Below are 20,702 nucleotides of genomic sequence, written 5' to 3' on the forward strand. Positions count from 1 at the left end.
GGCCACGTTTCGCGGCGTTTGGCGGAAAAGCGCATCACAAAGAACGCTTCGCACCCTGCCGACGGTTCCATGTGTGACAGATCGCACGCATACCGTTGTGCAGGTCCAGACCAATAGCTACGGTCGAGGACAGCTGGAGCGTACGTACGCCTCTCGTCACTCGGTCCGAACCGACGTAGGGAGCCGACACCATGCCCACCCCCCACGGCACGCTCGAACCCCCTCCCGCCTCTCCCACCCCTTCCCCCTCTCCGCCGCTGCCCGCCCCGGGTGCGGCCCTCACCCGGCCCGGTCACGACGCCGGACTGCTGGTCCTGCGTCTGGTGCTCGGTCTGACGCTGGCCGCGCACGGCACGCAGAAGCTCTTCGGCTGGTTCGACGGCAAGGGCCTCGACGGAACGGCGCAGTTCTTCACCTCGGTCGGCTATCCGGCGCCACGCGCGATGGCACTGGTCGCCGGGCTCACCGAAACCCTCGGCGGGCTGGGTCTCGCCGTCGGGCTGTTCACCCCCCTCGCCGGGGCCGCCGTCCTCGGCACCATGATCAACGCCGTCGGGGTGACCTGGGACGGCGGCTTCTTCGCGCCGGAGGGCGTGGAGTACGCGGTGGTCCTGGGAGCCGGTGCCGCCTGCCTCGCCCTCGCCGGACCGGGCCGGTACGCCGCCGACCGGCTGCTGCCCGTACTGCGGGACCACCGCCTCGGACACGGCGTCGCCGCCGTGGCGCTGGGACTGCTGACGGCGGCGGCGGTACTGCTGGCCCGCTCCTAGCTGTGGGGGCGCTTAGGCGCTCCTTAAGCGAGCCCTAAGGATGCCGGGGAGAGCCCCGAAACCGGCGATCCGGGGCCCCGGCGTGGCTAGCGTGCTGGTCGCCGGGGCGGGTTCGGGCCCGGCCGCTGGGGAGGCGGCCGGCCGCGGGCCCGCCCCGGCTCCCACGTCCCCCATCGAGGAGCCACTCACCATGACCGTTCGCCGCACGGCCGCAGGAATCGTCGCGCTGGGTATCGTCCCGCTGGCGCTCGCGGTGGCGCCGGCGGGTCCCGCCGCCGCGCACGGGTCCATGGCCGACCCCGTCAGCCGGGTCTCCACCTGCTTCGCCGAGGGTCCGGAGAGCCCGAGGTCCGCGGCGTGCAAGGCGGCCGTCGCGGCGAGCGGGAAGCAGGCGTTCTACGACTGGAACGAGGTCAACATCCCCGACGCGGCCGGCAAGCACCGGCAGATCATCCCGGACGGCAAGCTGTGCAGCGCCGGCCGCGACAAGTACAAGGGCCTGGACCTGGCCCGCACCGACTGGCCGGCCACGGCGATGAAGGCCGGCAAGCACACCTTCCGCTACAAGGCCACCGCCCCGCACAAGGGCACCTTCGAGCTGTACCTGACCAAGGACGGCTACGACCCGTCCAAGCCGCTCAAGTGGTCCGACCTGGAGGCGAAGCCGTTCGCGAAGGCGACCGACCCCCAGCTGCGCGACGGCAGTTACGTGATCGACGCGACGGTGCCCCAGCGGTCCGGCCGGCACCTCGTCTACAGCATCTGGCAGCGCTCGGACAGCCCCGAGGCGTTCTACACCTGCTCCGACGTGACGTTCGGCGGCAAGGGCACGGCGGCCGGACAGCAGACCCCCGCGGCCCCCGACGAGCAGCAGATCGCGGCGGGCAGGGCGAAGTCCACCGTGGACCACAGCGGCCACGGCGGTGACGGCAGTGACAACGGCGAGACGCCGGGCCACGCCACCCACGGTGAGGCAGCACCTCACCAGGACCACGACGGCACCGCACCGGGCGAGGCCGCGGCCGACACCGACGGCCCGGCACCGCAGGGCGGCGCCCGGAGCGCCGATCTGGCCGAAACCGGCGGTGACGGGAACACCGCGCCGTTCGCCATCGGTGGTGCCGCCGTCCTCGCGGCCGGCGCCGGGTTGCTGTTCGTGACCGCCCGCCGCCGCGCCGGCCGGTCCCGCGGCTGACCCGGCCCCCGACGGGCGCGCCGCTTCCCCCTGACGACGGCGGGGGAAGCGGCGCGCTCCCCAACCGGCGTACGCTCCTTGCCCTGCGACGAGAGGAGCGGAGCGCCGATGAGAGACGAACCCATGGTGGAGGTCACCAGCGAGGAGGAACTGCGCGCCCTGGTGGGGGAACCCGCACCGCACGCGCTCAACAAGACGCGGACCGCACTGCACCGGCTCGACCGCGAGTGGCTGGCACACTCGCCGTTCTGCCTCATCGCCACCTCGGCGGCCGACGGGAGCTGCGACGTCTCCCCCAAGGGTGACCCGCCCGGTTTCACGCTCGTCCTGGACGAGCGGACGATCGCCCTCCCCGACCGGCCCGGCAACAAGCGCATCGACGGGATGCTCAACCTGCTGACCAACCCGCACCTCGGGCTCATCTACTTCCTGCCGGGCCGCGGCGACACCCTCCGCATCAACGGAAGGGCCCGCATCGTGCGCGAGGCGCCGTTCTTCGACCGGATGGTGGCCCGCGGCAACCGCCCCAGGCTGGCACTGGTGGTCGAGATCGAGGAGATCTTCCACCACTGCTCCAAGGCGTTCCTGCGCTCGGGCACCTGGGACCCGCAGACCTGGCAGCCGGACGCGCTGCCGAACCGCGCCCGGCTGGCCAAGGCCCTGGACCGGTCCGGTGAGTCCCTGGAATTCCTGGAGGAGTACTACGGACCGTCGTACGCCCGGAAGATCTACACGGAAGGGTGAGCCGGCAGTCCGGGCGGCCTGGTCACGACAGACAGGTCGTGGGGGTGGCGTGGGCCGGGTCGAGTGCGTTCGCCGTCTCGTGCCAGGCCACCCGGTCGGTCAGCGCGACGGCCAGATGCTCGGAGACGTCGAGCGGGCACAGGTCCTGGACCCTGACGTTCCGCACATTGGGGCCGTCGAGGAACTGCGTCCGGTAGGGCGTGACGACCTCGTCGAACCTGGTGGCGATCACGGTGTACTCGACGCCGGGCACCGTGTCGCCGCCCGCGTTCAGCTTCTCGAGGAAGTCGGAGCCCTCCTTCTGCTGGAGCAGGGCGGGGCCGATCTCCTCCACCACGTCCCCGACCGGCGGGAACTGGTCGGCCAGCTTCGCCAGTCCGCTCAGCGTGGTGCCGTGGTTGCTCGGGGCGATACCGATGAGGGCGCGCACCTTGGCGGCGCCGCCGTGGAACTTCAGGTACTGGCGGGGCATCATCCCGCCCTGGGAGTGGCCGACGATGTCCACCTCGCCGGCTCCGGTGGCCGCCAGCACCTTGTCGACGTAGGCGGACAGCTGCTCGGCGGATTTCTCGATGGGGCCGAGCCCGTGGAAGAAGGGTCTGCCCGGTAGCTGCCCGTAGTCGAGGGAGAAGACGCAGTAGCCGCGCTTGACCAGGTAGGGGGCCAGGCCGAGCCAGTTGTCCACGGAGTTGCCGAAGGTGCCGTGGACCAGGACGACGGGTCGTGGGTGGGCGGCGGACGGCTTGCAGGTGTAGTCGTTCCAGCCGGCCGCCGCGGCGGCGGGTGCGGCGGTCGCGGTGGCCGTGGGGAGGGCGAGCGCCGCCGCCAGGGCCAGGGCGACGGTGGCCACCGTCGTACGGAGGCGGGCGAGTGACGGCGCCGACAGCTTCAGCTTCATTCCGGCTCCTCAGCGGTGAGGGATGGGGGTGGGAGCGGAGCTGGTGACTCGCCGTCAACTTACGCACGAGTAAGAACGTTGGCCAGTGCCGGGACGGGACGAAATTCCGCCACCTCCGGACCCGCCCCCCCGGGCCCGGCGCCCCCTCACGCGCCGCGCACCCGCCCCGCCCCACCCCCTCCGCTCACCGGCCGGCAGCCGTGGCGCCGGTACCCCCGGGGTGCACCCCCGGCGCCGGGAGGTGCGGGACGTACCCCGGGACGGGCCCCGTAAGGCCGGGCCACCCCGGCCCGCCCGCTTCCGCCCCGTGTTCGCGGGCCACCCCATATCCGGCGTGCCCGGCGTGCCCGGCGTGCCCGGCGTGCCCGGCTGGCGCCCGGCGTGCGTGCCGTGCCCGCCGTCGCCACCGGAGCCGTCGTCCAGCGGTCCGGCCGCTTTGCCGGCCCCGTAGGCGGCCCCGAAGACGGCGGCGAGCGCGGCAGCGAAGCCGGCGATCTTGAGCGCGGTGTTCATGTTTCCCCTCCTGCATCCCTGCGGGGTGCCGCCTCCATCGGGCGAACACGCAGCACACGATACCCCTAGGGGGTACAGATTCAACCTCGCCCGCCGCTTGCGTCGAATACGGGGTGGGGGTATACATGGAGCCAGCGCTACCGATACCCCCAGCGGGTATGACACAGTAGGGCACGCGCCACTCTTGACTGGAGGAACCATGTCGGACACCACCGCCACCAGCTCCTGCTGCTCCCCCACCGGAAGCTGCCACTCCCAGGCGGCCACCGAGACGGCCGCGGCGCAGCCGGTGACCACCGTCTACGAGGTGTCCGGCATGACCTGCGGCCACTGCGAGGCGTCCGTCAGCCGGGAGATCGGCGCACTGGACGGCGTCGGCACCGTCCAGGTCGAGCTGTCCACCGGCCGCGTCACCGTCACCAGCGACGAGGAACCGGACGACGCGCGGATCGCCGCCGCCGTCGACGCCGCCGGGTACACCCTGACAGGCCGGGCCGCACAGGAGGAGCGATGACCACCACGAGCGACACCGCCCGCGGCACCACGGCGGGCACCACCGAGGTCGAGCTGGCGATCGGCGGGATGACCTGCGCCTCCTGCGCCGCCCGCGTCGAGAAGAAGCTCAACCGGATGGACGGCGTCACCGCGAGCGTCAACTACGCCACGGAGAAGGCCAAGGTCAGCATGGACGAGGGCATCGAGGTCGCCGACCTGATCGCCACCGTCGAGGCCACCGGCTACACCGCCACCCCGCCGGCCCCCGCCCGCGCGGAACCGGGCCCCGAGCAGGAGAGCGGCACCGCGGAGAACGCGCAGGGGGACGGCGCCGACGAACTGCGCACCCTGCGGCAGCGGCTGATCGGCTCCGTCGTCCTGGCCGTCCCGGTGATCGCCCTGGCGATGGTGCCCGCCCTCCAGTTCACCTACTGGCAGTGGCTCTCCCTCACCCTCGCCGCCCCCGCCGTCGTCTGGGGCGCCTGGCCCTTCCACCGCGCCGCATGGGTCAACCTGCGGCACGGCGCCGCCACCATGGACACCCTGATCTCGGTCGGCACCTCGGCCGCGATGCTCTGGTCCCTGTGGGCGCTGTTCTTCGGCACCGCCGGCGAACCCGGGATGACCCACCCGTTCGAGCTGTCGATCAGCCGCAGCGACGGCGCCGGGAACATCTATCTGGAGGCCGCCGCCGGCGTCACCGCCTTCATCCTCGCCGGGCGGTACTTCGAGGCCCGCTCCAAGCGGAAGGCCGGCGCCGCCCTGCGGGCGCTGCTGGAACTGGGCGCCAAGGAGGTCACCGTCCTGCGGGACGGCCGCGAGGTGCGCGTCCGCACCGAGGAGCTGGCCGTCGGCGACCGCTTCGTCGTCCGCCCCGGCGAGAAGATCGCCACGGACGGCACCGTGGTCGAGGGCAGCTCCGCCGTGGACGCCTCCATGCTGACCGGCGAGTCGGTACCCGTCGAGGTGTCGGTCGGCGACAACGTCACCGGCGCCACCCTCAACGCGGGCGGGCGGCTGGTCGTGGAGGCCACCCGGATCGGCTCGGACACCCAACTGGCCCGGATGGCCAGGCTCGTCGAGGACGCGCAGAACGGCAAGGCCGCCGCCCAGCGGCTCGCCGACCGCATCTCCGCCGTCTTCGTGCCCGTCGTCATCGCCTTCGCCGTGGCCACCCTCGGCTTCTGGCTGGGCAGCGGCGCCTCGCTGACGGCGGCCTTCACCGCGGCGGTCGCCGTACTGATCATCGCCTGCCCCTGCGCCCTGGGCCTGGCGACCCCGACCGCGCTGATGGTCGGCACCGGACGCGGCGCACAGCTGGGCATCCTGATCAAGGGCCCGGAGGTGCTGGAGACCACCCGCAAGGTGGACACCGTCGTCCTCGACAAGACCGGCACGGTGACCACCGGCGAGATGACCCTGCTGGCCGCGCACGTGGCCGACGGCACCGGCCGGGAAGAGGTCCTGCGGCTGGCCGGCGCGCTGGAGAACGCCTCCGAGCACCCCATCGCCCAGGCCGTCGCCAAGGGGGCCGAACGCGAGGTCGGTGCGCTTCCGGCGCCGGAGGACTTCGCCAATGTGCCCGGACTCGGTGTGCAGGGCGTCGTCGAGGGCCACGCGGTACTGGTCGGCAGGGAGAAGCTGCTCGCCGACTGGTCGCTGGAACTCCCCGCCCCGCTGGCCGCCGCCAAGGAAGCGGCGGAGCAGGCCGGCCGCACCGCCATCGCGGTGGCCTGGGACGGTCGGGCCCGCGCCGTGCTGGAGGTGGCCGACGCGGTCAAGCCCACCAGCGCCGAGGCCATCCGGCGGCTGCGGGAGCTGGGCCTCACCCCGGTGCTGCTCACCGGCGACAACCGGGCCGTCGCCGCCTCGGTGGCCGCGGAGGTCGGCATCGCCGCGGACGACGTGATCGCCGAGGTCATGCCCGAGGACAAGGTCGACGTCGTCAAGCGGCTCCAGGCCGAGGGACGTTCGGTCGCCATGGTCGGGGACGGCGTCAACGACGCGGCAGCACTCGCTCAGGCCGATCTCGGCCTGGCGATGGGCACCGGCACCGACGCGGCCATCGAGGCCGGCGACCTGACGCTGGTCCGCGGCGACCTGCGGGCGGCGGCCGACGCGATCCGGCTGTCCCGCCGGACGCTGGGCACCATCAAGGGCAACCTCTTCTGGGCCTTCGCCTACAACGTGGCGGCTCTGCCGCTGGCCGCGGCGGGCCTGCTCAACCCGATGATCGCGGGCGCCGCGATGGCCTTCTCGTCGGTCTTCGTGGTCGGCAACAGCCTCCGCCTGCGGGGCTTCAAGCCCGCCGCGTGAGAGCGCCGGCCGCCGGGAGGCTTCCCTGCGCCCCCGGCCGGAAGCGCGCCGCCGTGGCCCGACGCCACGGCGGCGCGCACGTTCAGCGCATCCGCACCCAGCGCCTCGGCCGCCGGTTCAGCGGCTCCGCGTCCGTCGGGCGCACGCCCGCCGCGGCGCAGGCGTAGGCGAGGGACGCCGCGTCGTAGGGGGCGCCGGCGCCGGTGCGCCAGAACCGGAACCGGTAGAACTCCGGCGGGTCCCCCGCGAAGGGTGACAGCCCGATCTCCTCGCGCCGCACCACCTCCCCGTCCCGGGCGAGCGAACCGAATGTGCCGCCCTTGGGGTTGAAGTAGACCCCGTAGGCCGTCGTACCGGAGGAGACCCGCACCAGGAAGTCCTCGCTGCCGGGGGTGAACCCGGCCGGCTGGACGACGACACAGCCGCCCTCCACCCCGCTCACCCCCACCCAGTTCCCGACACCGCCGTCCCCGCCCTCTTCTTCCTCGTCGTCCGCGTCGTCCTCGTCGTCTTCGTCCAGGTCGTCGTCCCCGGGTTCGTCCCACGGGTACGAGCCCGGCCCCAGCACCGGGAAGCCGGCCGGGTCGGCGCCCAGCCGGCGTATCAGCTCGTCCTCGGTCACGCCCGCCACGAACGCGACCCCGCACCCCTCCGTGTACTCGACCGCCCGCATCACGTCGATGAGCCGGTCCGCCTCCGCCTGGGCCGCACGCTCCGCGGCGCCGGGCAGCACCGCGCCGGGCAGCCGGGCGAACAGCGGGGCCAGGGCGGGGAGGGTCATCGCCAGGTGGCCCGGCGACCAGCCGTCGAGACAGGGGCGCCAGCCGTCGGCGCCGCCGTCCAGCAAAGCGGCGGCGCCCTCCTCGTCGTTCCGGCACACGGCGTACCACAGCGGGGTGCAGCCCTCCGCGTCCGCCGGATCCGGCTCCGCGCCGTACCGCAGCAGGGCCACCAGCACCCCGGCCGGGGCGCCGGCCCGGGTGGCTGCGTGCAGCGGGGTCCAGTCCGGCTCCCCGGGAACGGCGCCCGGCCGGCGGGGGTCGGCGCCTGCCGCCAGCCGGGCCAGAACCGGTTCCGCCGCACGCCAGTCGTCATGTGTCATACCGGCCCAGCCGGGGTCGGTGTCCCGGCCGGGACGGGTGGAATCGTCGGAGCGAGCCATGTCCGGATGGTGGCATCCCCCACTGACAACGGGCCCGGGCCGGGCGGTGCGCCGCCGGACGCGAACGAGGCGTCCGGCCCTGACCGGTGTGGGCCGGGGCACGCGGACGGCCGTGCCCGGGCCGGAGTTCACCGGGCCCGGGCCGGTGGCGTCATGCGCCCCGGTCGGCGCCGGCCCGCTGCGGCTCCGGTGTCCGCGCGGCGACGGTCCTGCCGCGGCGGGACGAGGTGCGCACGCACAACGTCACGAGCAGGGCGACCCCGCACACCCCGGCGGCCACGAGCGCGGTCACGTGCATCGCGCCGAGGAACGCCGCTTCGGCGGCCTCCGTCGCCGTGCGGTCACCCGTGGCCAGCGCCGAGGCGAGCGATTCGGCCGCCGCCCGGCGCACACCCGCCGGGGAGCCGGTCAGCCGGTCGAGGACCGCCCCCGAGTACCGGGACCACAGGGCGGATCCGAGGACCGCGACGCCCAGCGCACTGCCGAGCTGGCGGAGCGTGTTCAGCAGCGCCGACCCCGCCCCCGCGCGTTCGGCGGGCACCGAGGAGGAGGCCAGGGTGGTGCCGGGCGCCAGGACGAGCGCGAAGCCGAGTTGCAGCACGAAAGCGTCCGCGACGAACCAGCCGGCGGCGGTGTGGCCGCCCAGCCGGGTGATGCAGGCGCATCCGGCCGTCATGAGGGCGATCCCGGTGGCGATCGTCGTCCGCGCCCCGAACCGTTCGGTCGCCACCCGGGAGAGCGGGGCGCCGGCCACGAGCCCGGCGGACAGGGGGATGAGGAGCAGCCCGGTCCGCAACGGCGAGTAGCCGCGCAGGATCTGGAGGTAGAACGTGGTGAAGTACAGGTAGCCGAAGACGACGAACGAGCCGAGGGTCAGCGCCACCGCGGCGACGGTGAACGAGGGGTGCCGGAACAGTCCCACGTCCAGGAGCGGTTCGCGATGACGTACCTCGGCCAGGACGAGACCGGCCAGCACGACGACACCGGCCGCGGCGGGCAGCCAGGTGCCGGGGTAGGCCCAGCCGTCGTCGGTGGCGTGGACCACTCCGAACACGAGCAGCCCGATGCCCGCCAGGGAGCCGGCGACGGGCGTCATGCGCAGCTCTCCACGGCCGCTCGCCGGAATGGCGGGGATCCACGCCAGGGTCGCCGCGAGGCCCAGGAGGGCGAAGAGGGCGACGAGTTCCAGCACGGAGCCCCACCACATGTCCGCGCTCAGCAGCGCTCCGCCGAGCAGCGGGCCGAGCGAGATGGACAGGCCGGAGGCTGCGGCCCAGGTGGCGATGGCCCGTGCCCGGTCCCCGGCCGGGAAGATGCGCAGGATCACCGCGAGGGTGGTGGGCATGATCGTGGCGGCGGCCACGCCCATGAGCGCGCGCAGGACGATGATCGCGAGGGGCGAGTCGAGGAACCCGGCCACCGCCGTGGTCACGGCGAAGGCCGCCGACCCCCATACGAGCAGCCGCTTGAGACCCCATCTGTCGCCCGCGTTCCCGGCCACGAGCAGGAAACCGGCGAAGGTGAGGGTATAGGCGTTGAGGAACCACTGCTGTTCGGTGGTGCTCGCGCCCAGCTCGGTCTGCATCGTGGGGAGCGCCACGTTGAGGATGGTGCTGCCCAGCAGGACGGACGAGACCGTCAGGGTGAGGGCGAACAGGGCCGCGGCGGGACGGACGGTGCTGCCTGCCGTGTCTCTCATCGCGAGAGCCCCCGTCCCCGCTCGCCGGAGCCGCACGGAGAGCCGGGGCGGCGGCCGGACGGGAAGCCGGCACAGCGGCCGGACGGAGAACCGGCACCGTAGCCAGGCGGGGAACCGGCACAGCGGCCGGGCGGAGAGTCGGCACAGCGGCCGGGCGGAGAGTCGGCGCGCAGCGCTGTGGACGCCGCCCGCGCCGTGCGGTGGTGACCGGCCGGCGGGGTGGCCCGGCCGGCCGGGCCCAGGGAGCCGGGGTGGCTCTCGGGGGTGGTGGGGCCCGGGGCGCCTGGGTGGCCCTCGGGGGTGGTGCGGTGCTTCATGCGTGGTGCCTTTCGGGGTGGGAGCCGTGGAGTTCCGCGAGCGCGTCCCGGGTCTCGTGTGCGAGGGCGGCGGCATCGGTCTCGTCCGAGGCCCAGCCGACGTATCCGTCGGGCCGGACGAGGACGGCGCTGACACCGGCCCACGCCGCGCGGGACCGCGGGAGCGGTCCAGGGCTTCGGTGGAGGGTGAGATGGCGGGCGGCGCCGGCAGGGACGGCTTCGTCTGCGCGGAAGCCGTCGGCGCGGGCGAAGTCGACGAGTGCGGGACGGCCGTCCTGGAGCAGGTCGAACAGGCGCGTGCTGTCCGACAGCGGCAGGTTCGGGGCCCGGCAGCCGGCGAGCGGATGTGCCCGGCCGGGCGGTGAGTAGCGCACGGACAGCCCGGAGAGACGTTCGGCGAGGGCGTCGCGGAACTGCGGCCGTTCCGCGATCAGTTTCCCCAGCAGGGACCGCAGCGCGCTGCCCTGCGGGGAGAAGCTCATCATGATCGCGGTCTGGGCCTGGGTGTGTTCGATGGTGTCGGCGCCGACCGGGTGCCGTTCCGCGTGGTAGGTGTCGAGCAGCCCTTCCGGTGCCCGGCCCCGGAGGGTCGCGGCCAGCTTGCAGCCCAGGTTCATCGCGTCCTGCACGCCCACGTTCAGGCCGACGCCGCCCGCGGGCATGTGCTGGTGTGCCGCGTCCCCCGCCAGCAGGAAACGGCCCTTGCGGTAGTGCCGGGCCAGGCGGCTGGTGTTGCCGAAGCGGGACAGCCACGCGGGGCTGTGCATCCCGTGGTCGGTCCCCGTGACGCGCCGGACCCGTTCGCGGAACTCGTCGAGGGTGAGTTCGCCGGGCCAGTCGCTGCGGACATCCTCGGGTGAGTGCACGGCGATCCGGTGCAGACCGCCCGGCAGCGGGACGATCATGAGCGTGCCCCGCAGTGTCCACGCGCTGGTGACGGGGCCGGGCGGCGGGTCGTCGAGCACCACGTCGCCGAGCGCCCCGAGTGCGGTGAACCAAATTCCCTCGAAGTCGATCCCGGCGCACCGGCGCACCAGGCTGTGGGTGCCGTCGCACCCGGCCACGTACGCGGCGTCGAGCGTGTAGGCACCGTCCGGGCCCTCGACCGACACGGTGACGCCGTCGTCGTGTTCCGTGCAGTCGGTCACCCGGTGTCCGCGCCGTACGTCCGCGCCCGCGGCCACGGCGCGGTCCTGGAGCAGTTTCGTGGTCCGTGCCTGCGGGAGGGCGAGGGTGAACGGGAAATCGGTGTCCAGTGCCCGGAAGTCGAGCCGGTCGTCGAGGACGGCGAAGTGCCCGCTGGGTATCCGGCCGCCTTCCGCGAGCAGGTCCCGGTGCGCGCCGCGGAGGGCGAAGGTCTCGATCGTCCGGGGGTGGACCGTCAGCGCCCTGGAGTGCGGGTCGATCTCCGGTTCGCGTTCCAGGACGACCGTGGGGATGCCGGCCAGGCGCAGCTCGCAGGCCAGCCACATGCCCGTCGGCCCGCCGCCGACGATGACGACGTTCTTGCCCATACGCCCACCTCTCTATCACTGACCAAGAGAACTACCGCAGGTATACTTGTTCAGTGACCAAGAAGCAAACCGCCGGCCGCGTCAAGGTCGGGATCACGCTCGACCAGGTGGTCGGCGCGGCGTTCGACGTACTCGACAGGGGCGGCGTCGCCAAGCTCTCCACCAGGGCCATCGCTGCCGAACTCGGCGTCAGCATGAACACCGTCATGTGGCACATCCGCACCAAGGACCGGCTCCTGGACACCATGTCCGAGGCCGTCATGGGAGAGGTCGAACTGGAGGACCTCCCCGAGGAATGGGACGACCAGGCGGCCGAACTCCTGGAGCGGCTGCGCCGGGCGATACTCCGGCACCGGGACGGCGCCCTGCTCGTCGCGGGCGCCTTCCCCGCCGAAGTGCGGACCCTCGCCTTCACCGACCGCCTGATGACCGCCCTCCTGCGGGGCTGCCCCACCCGCAGGACGGCCGCCTGGACCGCCTGGAACCTCTTCTACTTCACCCTGGGCCTGGTCCAGGAGGAACAGGCCGCGCCCGCCGGCGACCGCGACCGCCTCCGTGCGAACGTGGACGAGCGGCGCTTCCCCGGACTGAGCACGGTGGTGGAGGACTTCATGTCCGTCGACTTCGCGGAACGCTTCCGGTTCGGCATCCGGCAGATCCTCCACTCCGCCGCGACCATGCCGGCCCCCGACACCGCTGACGGGTCCCAGGCGACCGACGGTAAGGAGCAGACCCGCTCCCGGGACAGCTGATCGCCGGCCCGGACGTGTCGCCGACTGTTGTTCAGTGCGCAGGCATCGAGCCGTTGTTGCCGCACCGGACTCCCGGACGGGGTGAGCGGTGGCGGAAGCACCGGCTGGCAACCGGCGGGACCGTGTTCGAGTACCGCACCGGCACGCCGTGGAAGACCTGCACGAGCAGTTTCCGGAAGGACCGGCGCTTCCGAGGAGCACGCCGGATGTCGTCCTGACCGCCGAGGCATTGACACCCGGGTGATCCGCCCCCGCCTGCGGCAGCGCGGAATCCTCCGCGGTGGTGCCGCGATCCGGAGGAAACGCCCTGGCTGTCGCTCCCGCCTGTCACACTGGCCCGCCATTGTCCCGGACGTCTACGGAGGTAGCCGTGACCGCCATCAGCGACGTGATCTCCTCACCGACTCCGCTGCCGCCGGACCCGGTGGCACCGATGCCGGACGAGGTGGCACGTGAGACGGAGCGCTACCGGGCAGGTGATGTCGACGGAGCCCGGGAGGGGCTGCGGGCACTCGCTGCGTCGGGCCGGACAGCGAAGGCCGGAGCTGCCGCCGCGGCCCTCGCCGGTATCGAGTTGGTCGAGAGCGGTCCGGGTGAAAAAACCTTCCTGAAGGCACTGGCGCAGGTCGCCGGAGGTGAGGACCCGTGGCTCGGACCGCTGGCCGCCTGTCTGCCGTCAATGGAACTGTATGCGGCACTCGACTCGCTGGGCCCCGACGATCCCCTCGCCGCCAGTCCCGTACTGCGCGGAGTCTCCGCCCACCTGACCGGGGACCAGGGCACCGCACGGACAGCTTTGGCCGAAGCCGTGTCCCAGGCCACTCCCGGCCGGCTCGAAGACGACCTGTCGCACGTATTGCTGGGTCACCACCTCTTGTACAGCGGCGCGGCGCGGGATGAGGTGGAGGAGCCACTGACACACGTACTGGCCTCGGACGATGCGGTATTCACCGGCTACGCCCGATATCTGCTCGGCCACCTGCTCACAGGGCACGACGAACCGGACCGGGCCGGAGAGATGCTCACCCAGGCGCTGAGCGACGCCCACCCGACCGTCCGGCAGGACGAGTCCCTGCTGCCGTGGGCCGGGGTGCGCCTCGGCGAACTGCTGGCGGGGCACTTTGAACTGGACTGCGTCGTGGAGCAGATGGAGCGCAGCGGTGTAGCGGAAATGTCCTGCGTGCGGGAACCCTTCGAGTCGGGTGCTTTCTTCACCGGAGTGAGCCGCCCGGCACTGGCCGGTATCGGACTGGGTTTGTTCACGGGTGACATGGGCGCTGTCCGCGCCGGGTTGCAACGGCTGCGGGAGTGGAGCGACGAACGCCACGAGCGAGGCCGCGCACTCTGCCTTGTGCTGGGCCACCGGCTTCTCGCCGACGAACCGGACGCCGGGCGCGAGCGGACCCTGAAAGGTCTGCTGGACGAGCTGAAGCAATGCTGAGCAGCTCTCGGTGACCCGGCCCGGCTCACCTCACCCCACGGCTCGACGCAACAGCGTGACCCCGCCCGAGCGCGCGGCGCCCGGGCGGGGCCGGAGACCGGCGTCTTGGTGTGTGCCGGCCTCCGGTCAGGTGTCGCACACGTTGTCACCGCCGGTCGAGAGCGATGGCGACCTGGTCCATGACCTGCTGCCAGTGCGCCCGTTGCCGTTCGCGCTCTTGGGCGCTCGCCAGGTGCTCCTGGTGGAAGCGGAGCGTCGTGCGGGCTCCGGCGGCTGCGGGGGCGAGGGCGATTTGGACCGTGGTGGTGCCGTGGGTGACGCGGATGCGCTCCGCTGGGCGGTGGCCGCGCACCTCGCCCGTCACTCCTTGGGCCGTCCGGTAGGGGGCGCCCCGTTCCGGGATGAGGACCGCGCCGGGGCCGAGCCAGAGGGCGATGCCTTCGGGGCCACTGATGAAGTCCCACACGGCGGCTGCGGGGTGGGGCAGGGTGCGGGACACGCCGATCTGCCACCCGGCGTCCTTGGTGAGTCCTGCGGGGCCCTCGCGGACTTCTGGGCTGCGGCCCTCGAGTACGAGGTGGAGGACCCCAGCGCTCTCGTCGAGCAACTGCTGGCCGCCGGGCACCTCGGCGAGGAAGCAGTCGTCGAGCATCGTGGCCGCAAGACCTTCCGCGGCTACGCCGCGATCCGCCACCCCGCGGACCCGTTCGACGAGACCAGCGGCGTCGGCCGCGGCCGGCGCCTGCTCTTCCAGGACGTACCCGAGGGCAAGCAGGGCAAGAACCGCCTGCACCTCGACATCCACAGCGAACGCGGCGGTCTCGACAAGCTGCTGGCCAGGCTGGAAGACCTGGGGGCGGCCCGCGTCCAGGAGGTGGACCAAGGGCCGGCCGGACACTGGTGGGTCATGCGGGACCCGGAAGGCAACGAGTTCTGCGTAGCGTGAGCGCGGTCCGGGGAACGGCCGCCGAGTCGGCCGTTCCCCGGGCCCGGAGCATCGCGGCGGTTCACTGTCCGGCTCCGACCCCGGGAGCTGACAGGCGCGTCAACTCGCCTGTCAGTGGCGGCTTTTAGGGTCCGTCCATGTTCGATGAGCGCCTGATGACGCAGTACGCCGGCCACTCCCACGGCCGGCACGACACGACGCCGGTCCTGGAGCTGGAGGGGGTGCCCGTCGCCGTCAACGTGGACACCTCCGCGACGCTGTGGGTGTGCGACCTCGCCGCCGGTGAGTGCACGCGGCGTCCGCTGGACCTCGCCTCCGCCGGCCCCGACGAGGCGTGGTACCACGAGGTCGGCGAGTGGGACGAGGACTGGGACGAGGAGGAGGACGGGGAACGGCCGCGCTGGGAGGCGGACGAGTACGAGATCGCCTCCGAGCTGACGGTCGTACACCTGGACGGACGCCCCTTGGTCGTCACGGGCGGCGGCCGGTTCGACCTGTCCGGCCCCGAACTGGAGACGATGGGCGGGGCCGTGCGGCTCTGGGACCCGCACACCGGCCGTCAGGTGGGCGGGACCCTCACCGGACACGAGCTGGGCGTCACGGGGCTCGCGGCCCTGCACTGCGACGCCGGGCCTCTTCTCGTCAGCAACTCCGAGGAGGGACGGCTGATCGTCCGGAAGCCGGGCACGGGTGAACAGGTGATGACGGCCGAGGTCAGCTACAACGGTGACCTCGGCACGGGCTTCCTCGACGGCCGGCCCGTCGCCGTGACCGGAGGGCACGACGACTTCGTCCAGGTGTGGGACCTGCTGAGCGGGCAGCAGTGGGGGCCGTCCCTGACCGGCGCGAAGCCGGTTCCCCGGGCGATGGCGGCGGTGGAGGCGGACGGGCGCCGCATAGTGGCGGCCGGCGGGGACGAGCACGTCCTCCAGCGGTGGGACCTCGACACCGGGGAGCCGCTCGGCGAGCCCCTGGCCGGTCACACCGACCGGATCTCCACGATGGGAACGGCGCGGGTGGCCGGCCGCACCCTCGCGGTGACCGGCGGCAACGACGGCACCAGCCGCGTGTGGGACCTGGCCGCCGGCCGGCAGCTGGGTGCCCCGCTCCCCGGCCATCTGCAGACCGTCACCGAGATCTCGGGCACTCCGGTCGCCGTCACCTCCTCCCGCGAGGACGGTCTGTACGTGTGGGACCTCGGCCGGGCCGTCGGCTGACACCGTGCGGAGGCCACCCGCGGCCGGGGCCCGGGACCCCGGCCGCGGGTGACGACCCGCCTCGCTGTGGCCGGGCCACCGTCTACGCCGCGCGGATCACCGCCTACGCCGCGCGGGCCACCGCCTACGCCGCGCGGGGCGGGGACGAGCCCGCCGGGCGGACCGCGGCCGTCCCGAAGCGGCGGCGGGCGCGGTCGGCCGCCGCCTCGGCCCGGCGGGCCTTCTCCTCCCGTACGTCGAACGAGAGCTGACGGGCGGCCAGTTCGGCGGCGGTCAGCTCCTCGGCACGCAGCGCCACGCCGCGCACCCGGGCGCGTTGCAGACCGAGCGCGTCGTGCAGGGCGTACGCCGCGGCGGCCAGCGCGGGGGTGTGCGCCGTCGGCTCGGACAGGGTGCGGGTGCGGGTGGTGGCGGAGCGGTCGGCGTAGCGGACGGTGAGGGTGAGGGCCCGCGCCACCTGCCCCTCGGCACGCAGCCGGAACCCCAGGTCGTCGGCGAGGGCGAGCAGGGTGCTGCGCCGGTGCGCGGCATCCAGTTCGTCCCGCTCGAAGCGGTGTTCGGCGGTGGCCGAGCGGGGCGGCGCGGTGGGGGTGACCGGCGTGGGGTCGATGCCCCGCGCCCGCTCGTGCAGCCGCCGTCCCGGCGCGGCGCCGAGGATGCGCTGGAGGGTGGCCGGCGGCGCGGCGGCGAGGCGGCCGACGCTGTCGAGCCCGTACGCGCACAGGGTGCGGGCCGTCGCGGGGCCGACCCCGTGCAGGGCGGCGACCGGTCTGCGGTCGAGGAAGGCGGCGGTCTCCTCCGGGCGCACCTCGCGGACCTGCCCCGGCTCCCCGGCCTGTGCGGCCATCCGGGCGAGCAGCGGGGAGGCGGCGACCCCGACGGTGCAGTCGGTGCCGTGCAGGGCGAGCGCCCGCAGCCGTACGAGCTGCGCCAGTTCGGCCGCGTCCCGCCCGAAGTACCGCAGCGCGCCCCGTACATCGGCGAGCGCGGCGTCGGGCGGGAGCGCCTGGACGACGGGGGTGATGTCGGTGAGCAGCGCCAGGAGCGCCTCGTAACGTTCGGTGGTGGCGGGCCCGAGGCCGTCGAAGTGGACGTAGAGCACGTGCGGCCCGTCCCCGGTCCGCGTCCGGTCGCCGGTCATCCCGCGCTCCCCGAACTGGAGTGCCACAGCTTGCGCAGCGCCTTGGGGGAGCTCGCCTGCTCACCGGCGGGGCGCAGATCGGCCCAGGGGTGCATCTCGTAGCCGGGGGCGACCCGCACGGTGCGGCCGGGGCCCGCATCTGCTCCGCCGTCACCGGCGCCGTCCCCGGGGGCGCCGGGACGGGCGCCGGGGGCCGGTTCCGCCAGCCGGGCCGCGACCGCCGCCAGGCCGCCGGTGCGGCGCAGTTCGACCAGTTCGGCCAGGTCCCAGGCGGCGGAGCCGACGACGGTGAGGCTGCGCGGGCCGCGCCGCTGGACGGTGCCGCGCACCAGCAGCAGCCAGGAGTGGAAGACGGTGTGCGCGCAGGCGGCGTGCGAGTCCTCGAAGAAGGCGAGGTCGGACAGGCCGGTGCCGTCGTCCAGGGTGGTGAAGATGACGCGCTTGCCCGAGGCGAGCGGCGGCGTCTGGGTGGCCGCCTTGGCACCGGCGATCAGCACCGTCTCGCCGTGCGGCACCGAGCGCAGGCTGCGGGCCGAGTGGGCGCCCAGTTCGCGCAGGAAGGCGAGGTGGTCGGCCATCAGGTGGCGGGAGGTGTCCATGCCGAGGACATCGAGTTCGGCGCCGAGCCGCTCCCCGCTGTCCAGGTCGGGCAGATGGACGGGGTCGGCCTGCCGGGCCGTGGTGCCGGCCCCGTCCTGCTCCGGCGCCTCCCCCAGGGTGAGCTGTCCTTCGCGCGCCCCTGCCGCACGCTGGGCGCGGTGCAGTTCGGCGATGTGCAGCAGCAGGTCGCGCCGGTTGCCGCCGGGGGCGAAGGCGTCCAGCGCGCCGACCTGGGCGAGGCGTTCGGCGACCGGGCGGGAGGGGCGGGCACGGCGCCAGAAGTCGCCGAGCGAGTCGTAGGGCTGCCCGGCCTCGATGCGGGCGGCGTCGGCCTCGCTGATGCCCTGCACCTCGGCGAGGGCGAGGCGCAGCCCCCACCGTCCGGATTCAGACTCCAGTTCGATTCGATAGGAGACGGACGACCGGTTGACGTCCAGCGGCAGCACCGGCACCCCGCGCCGACGCGCGTCCGCCAGCAGCAGCCGCTTGGGGTACATCCCCGGATCGTGCTCCAGGACACCGGCGTAGAAGGCGGCCGGACGGTGGGCCTTGAGCCATGCCGACTGGTAGGTCGGCACGGCGAACGCCACCGCGTGCGCCTTGCAGAAACCGTACGAGCCGAACGACTCCACGATCTTCCAGGCGTGCGCGACCGCCTCGGCGGAGAAACCCCGCAGGGCGGCGGCGCGTTCGAACCAGGCCTTCGCGGCGGGCCGCTGCTCGTCGTCCTTGAGCACCCGCCGCACCTCGTCGGCACGGCCCCGGTCGCAGCCCGTCAGCCGGGAGAGGATGCGGATGACCTGCTCGTGGAAGATGGCCACCCCGTACGTCTCGGCCAGCGGCTCGGCCACATCCGGGTGCGGATGGTGGATACGGCGCCGCCCGTGCCGGGCCTCGATGAAGGGGTGCACCATGTCGGCACCGACCGGGCCCGGCCGGAACAGGGAGATGTCCACCACCAGATCGTGGAAGGTCTCCGGCTGGAGCCGTGCGATCAGATCCCGCTGGCCCGGCGACTCGATCTGGAAACAGCCCAGCGTCTCCGAGGCCCGGATCAGCTCGTAGGTGGCCGGATCGCCCTCCGGGACCGCGTCCAGATCGATCCGCTCCCCCGTGGCCCGCTCCACCTCGGCGACCGCGTGCGCCATCGCCGACTGGAGCCGCACCCCCAGCACGTCCAGTTTCAGCAGCCCCAGATCCTCCACGTCGTCCTTGTCGAACTGCGCCATCGCGAAACCCTCCCCACTGGTGGGCACCACCGGGGTACGGGCCCGCAGCGAGGAGTCCGACAGCAGCACCCCGCACGGGTGCATGGCCACTCCGCGCGGCAGCCCGTCCAGCGCCTCGACCAGGTCCCAGAAGTGGTCGCCGTGGTCCTCCTCGGCAACCTGCCCCAGCTCCGGCAGCTCGGCCAGCGCCGCCCGCGCGTCCCGCGCCCTGATGTGCGGGAACGCCTTGGCGAGCCGGTCCACCTCGGCCGGGTCCATGCCCAGCGCCGCACCCACGTCCCGGATGGCGTGCCGCACCCGGTAGGTCTCGGGCATGGCGACGGTGGCCACCCGCTCCTCGCCGAACCGTTCGAAGATGGCGCGGTAGACCTCCAGCCTGCGCGCCGACTCCACGTCGATGTCGATGTCGGGCAGCTCGGCCCGGCGCGGCGAGAGGAACCGCTCCATCAGCAGACCGTGCTCGACGGGGTCGGCGTGCGCGATGCCCAGCAGATGGTTGACGAAGGAGCCCGCGCCCGAACCGCGCGCCGCGACCCGGATGCCCAGCTCGCGGACGTCCTCGACGATCCGCGCGACGGTCAGGAAGTACGAGGAGTAGCCCAGGGACTCGATGATGGCCAGCTCCTCGTCCAGCCGCCGCCAGCGCCGCTCGTCCCGCTCGTAGCGGCGGGTCACCATCGCGGCGGCACAGCGGGAGCGCAGGGCCCGCGCTGCGGTGTGGCCGCCGGTACCGGCCAGATGTGCCTCGGGGAAGTGGACCCGGCCGATCCCCAGATCTTCCTCCGGGTCCACCCGGCAGGCATCGGCGGTCTCCTCGGTGAGGGCGAGGAGACGGTGCGCGGTGGCCCGCCGGTACCCGGCGGCCTCCGCGATCCGTTCCGCCACCCGGGCCATCTCCTCGGTCCCCTTCAGCCAGCGCTCCCCGCTGTCGAGCCCCCGCCGGGGATCGACGGGGACGAGCCGGCGGGCCGCGTCCAGCACGTCGGCGACGTTCACCTCGGTGCCCGCCGCCGGATCGGCGTACCGGACGGCGTTCGTCAGGACCGGCCCGACACCTTCCTGAGCGGCCAGGCCCAGCATCCGGGCGGCCTCCCGCAGCGGGCCCGAACCGGTGACGGCCAGGCGCAGCGCGTCGCCGTACCGCTCGCGCCAGGAGGCCAGGAGGGCCGCGGCCCGGTCCGGGCGGCCGGCCGCGAGCGCGTGGCCGACGTCCGAGTCGGCACCCAGCAGGACGACGACCCCCTCGCCGCCGAGCGCGTCACGGGGCAGCAGGGGCCTGTCGGAACCGTCCGCGTGCGCGGCGGTGATCATGCGGCACAGCTCGGCCCAGCCACCGGCGCCGTCCCGGGCGAGGAAGACGGCGCGGGGGGCCGACTCGTCGATGAAGCTGCCGCCCCTGGCCGGGGTCCGGCGGTGCGATGGGGTGCTCTGGTGCCCGGCCGCTCCCCCGCGCGGGTCCCCCGGCCCCCGGGACGCGCCCCGTTCCCCCTGCGGGGTTCCGGGCGGTGTGACGGCCAGGTCCACGCCGTACACCGGGCGGACGCCGTTGCGGGCGCAGGCCCGGGAGAAGCGGACCGCTCCCGCGAGGGTGTCGCGGTCGGTCAGGGCGAGTGCGGGCAGGCCGCGGGCGGCAGCGCGGTCGGCGAGGGTTTCCGGGTGGGAGGCGCCGTAGCGCATGGAGAAGCCGGAGGCCGTGTGCAGGTGTGTGAAGCCGTGCATCCGTGTGTCACCTCCCGCGCCTGTGCCTCCCCCC

Annotated in this window: 16 protein-coding genes; 9 read left to right on the forward strand and 7 right to left on the reverse strand. The window is 73.7% G+C overall.

Features of this window, described 5'->3' with window-relative positions:
- The first annotated feature begins 191 nt into the window (after nucleotides 1–191).
- The 3 genes from IO40_RS0126115 to IO40_RS0126125 all read left to right on the forward strand — a co-directional run bounded on the left by IO40_RS0126115 (nucleotide 192) and on the right by IO40_RS0126125 (nucleotide 2,709).
- Nucleotides 192–770, forward strand: a complete 579-nt coding sequence (locus IO40_RS0126115) for a DoxX family protein (protein WP_016468015.1) — start codon at nucleotides 192–194, stop codon at nucleotides 768–770.
- A 190-nt stretch (nucleotides 771–960) separates the two neighbouring features.
- Nucleotides 961–1,965, forward strand: coding sequence for a lytic polysaccharide monooxygenase auxiliary activity family 9 protein (locus tag IO40_RS0126120; protein WP_016468016.1), 1,005 nt, complete (start codon nucleotides 961–963; stop codon nucleotides 1,963–1,965).
- A 108-nt stretch (nucleotides 1,966–2,073) separates the two neighbouring features.
- On the forward strand, nucleotides 2,074–2,709 hold the full coding sequence (locus IO40_RS0126125; RefSeq protein ID WP_016468017.1) for a pyridoxamine 5'-phosphate oxidase family protein: 636 nt from the start codon (nucleotides 2,074–2,076) through the stop codon (nucleotides 2,707–2,709).
- A 22-nt stretch (nucleotides 2,710–2,731) separates the two neighbouring features.
- Here the strand turns inward: IO40_RS0126125 and IO40_RS0126130 are convergent, their stop codons facing one another.
- On the reverse strand, nucleotides 2,732–3,607 hold the full coding sequence (locus IO40_RS0126130; RefSeq protein ID WP_016468018.1) for an esterase/lipase family protein: 876 nt from the start codon (nucleotides 3,605–3,607) through the stop codon (nucleotides 2,732–2,734).
- A 712-nt stretch (nucleotides 3,608–4,319) separates the two neighbouring features.
- On the opposite strand from IO40_RS0126130, the gene IO40_RS0126140 reads away from it, so the two are divergent.
- Together IO40_RS0126140 and IO40_RS0126145 are read left to right on the forward strand one after the other, a co-directional pair.
- Nucleotides 4,320–4,634: a heavy-metal-associated domain-containing protein gene (locus IO40_RS0126140; protein WP_016468020.1), complete on the forward strand. Its 315-nt coding sequence runs from the start codon at nucleotides 4,320–4,322 to the stop codon at nucleotides 4,632–4,634.
- Complete coding sequence (locus IO40_RS0126145) at nucleotides 4,631–6,931, forward strand: heavy metal translocating P-type ATPase (RefSeq protein ID WP_031176251.1); 2,301 nt, start codon at nucleotides 4,631–4,633, stop codon at nucleotides 6,929–6,931. Before IO40_RS0126140 ends, IO40_RS0126145 begins: the two co-directional genes overlap by 4 nt.
- Nucleotides 6,932–7,013: 82 nt before the next feature.
- Here the strand turns inward: IO40_RS0126145 and IO40_RS0126150 are convergent, their stop codons facing one another.
- The 3 genes from IO40_RS0126150 to IO40_RS0126160 all read right to left on the reverse strand — a co-directional run bounded on the left by IO40_RS0126150 (nucleotide 7,014) and on the right by IO40_RS0126160 (nucleotide 11,623).
- Nucleotides 7,014–8,093, reverse strand: coding sequence for an ankyrin repeat domain-containing protein (locus IO40_RS0126150; RefSeq protein WP_041968999.1), 1,080 nt, complete (start codon nucleotides 8,091–8,093; stop codon nucleotides 7,014–7,016).
- Nucleotides 8,094–8,244: 151 nt separating this feature from the next.
- The gene (locus tag IO40_RS0126155; protein ID WP_016468023.1) at nucleotides 8,245–9,792 is read right to left on the reverse strand and encodes an MFS transporter; all 1,548 of its coding nucleotides are present in this window, start codon (nucleotides 9,790–9,792) and stop codon (nucleotides 8,245–8,247) included.
- Nucleotides 9,793–10,105: 313 nt separating this feature from the next.
- The gene (locus tag IO40_RS0126160) at nucleotides 10,106–11,623 is read right to left on the reverse strand and encodes an FAD-dependent monooxygenase (RefSeq protein WP_016468024.1); all 1,518 of its coding nucleotides are present in this window, start codon (nucleotides 11,621–11,623) and stop codon (nucleotides 10,106–10,108) included.
- A 53-nt stretch (nucleotides 11,624–11,676) separates the two neighbouring features.
- On the opposite strand from IO40_RS0126160, the gene IO40_RS0126165 reads away from it, so the two are divergent.
- On the forward strand, nucleotides 11,677–12,375 hold the full coding sequence (locus tag IO40_RS0126165) for a TetR/AcrR family transcriptional regulator C-terminal domain-containing protein (RefSeq protein ID WP_016468025.1): 699 nt from the start codon (nucleotides 11,677–11,679) through the stop codon (nucleotides 12,373–12,375).
- Between the two features lie 370 nt (nucleotides 12,376–12,745).
- A complete protein-coding gene (locus tag IO40_RS0126170; RefSeq protein ID WP_016468026.1) occupies nucleotides 12,746–13,816 on the forward strand; it encodes a hypothetical protein in 1,071 nt (356 codons plus the stop codon).
- Nucleotides 13,817–13,961: 145 nt separating this feature from the next.
- Here the strand turns inward: IO40_RS0126170 and IO40_RS0126175 are convergent, their stop codons facing one another.
- A complete protein-coding gene (locus IO40_RS0126175) occupies nucleotides 13,962–14,315 on the reverse strand; it encodes an SRPBCC family protein (protein WP_016468027.1) in 354 nt (117 codons plus the stop codon).
- 78 nt (nucleotides 14,316–14,393) lie between these two features.
- Here IO40_RS0126175 and IO40_RS0126180 point away from each other — a divergent pair, with 78 nt between their 5' ends.
- On the forward strand, nucleotides 14,394–14,762 hold the full coding sequence (locus tag IO40_RS0126180) for a VOC family protein (RefSeq protein WP_016468028.1): 369 nt from the start codon (nucleotides 14,394–14,396) through the stop codon (nucleotides 14,760–14,762).
- A 137-nt stretch (nucleotides 14,763–14,899) separates the two neighbouring features.
- A complete protein-coding gene (locus IO40_RS35030; RefSeq protein ID WP_016468029.1) occupies nucleotides 14,900–15,979 on the forward strand; it encodes a WD40 repeat domain-containing protein in 1,080 nt (359 codons plus the stop codon).
- A 124-nt stretch (nucleotides 15,980–16,103) separates the two neighbouring features.
- On the opposite strand, the gene IO40_RS0126190 is transcribed toward IO40_RS35030, so the two are convergent.
- Together IO40_RS0126190 and IO40_RS0126195 are read right to left on the reverse strand one after the other, a co-directional pair.
- Nucleotides 16,104–17,120 carry a DNA polymerase Y family protein gene (locus tag IO40_RS0126190; protein WP_016468030.1) on the reverse strand — a complete coding sequence of 339 codons (1,017 nt, stop codon included), beginning with the start codon at nucleotides 17,118–17,120 and terminating at the stop codon, nucleotides 16,104–16,106.
- Nucleotides 17,117–20,668 (reverse strand): DNA polymerase III subunit alpha, encoded by a 3,552-nt coding sequence (locus IO40_RS0126195; protein ID WP_016468031.1) that lies wholly within the window; start codon nucleotides 20,666–20,668, stop codon nucleotides 17,117–17,119. The genes IO40_RS0126190 and IO40_RS0126195 overlap by 4 nt, the downstream gene beginning before the upstream one ends.
- Nucleotides 20,669–20,702 lie beyond the last annotated feature (34 nt).

Origin of the sequence: Streptomyces albus subsp. albus (genome assembly GCF_000725885.1) — a bacterium.
GTDB lineage: Bacteria > Actinomycetota > Actinomycetes > Streptomycetales > Streptomycetaceae > Streptomyces > Streptomyces albus.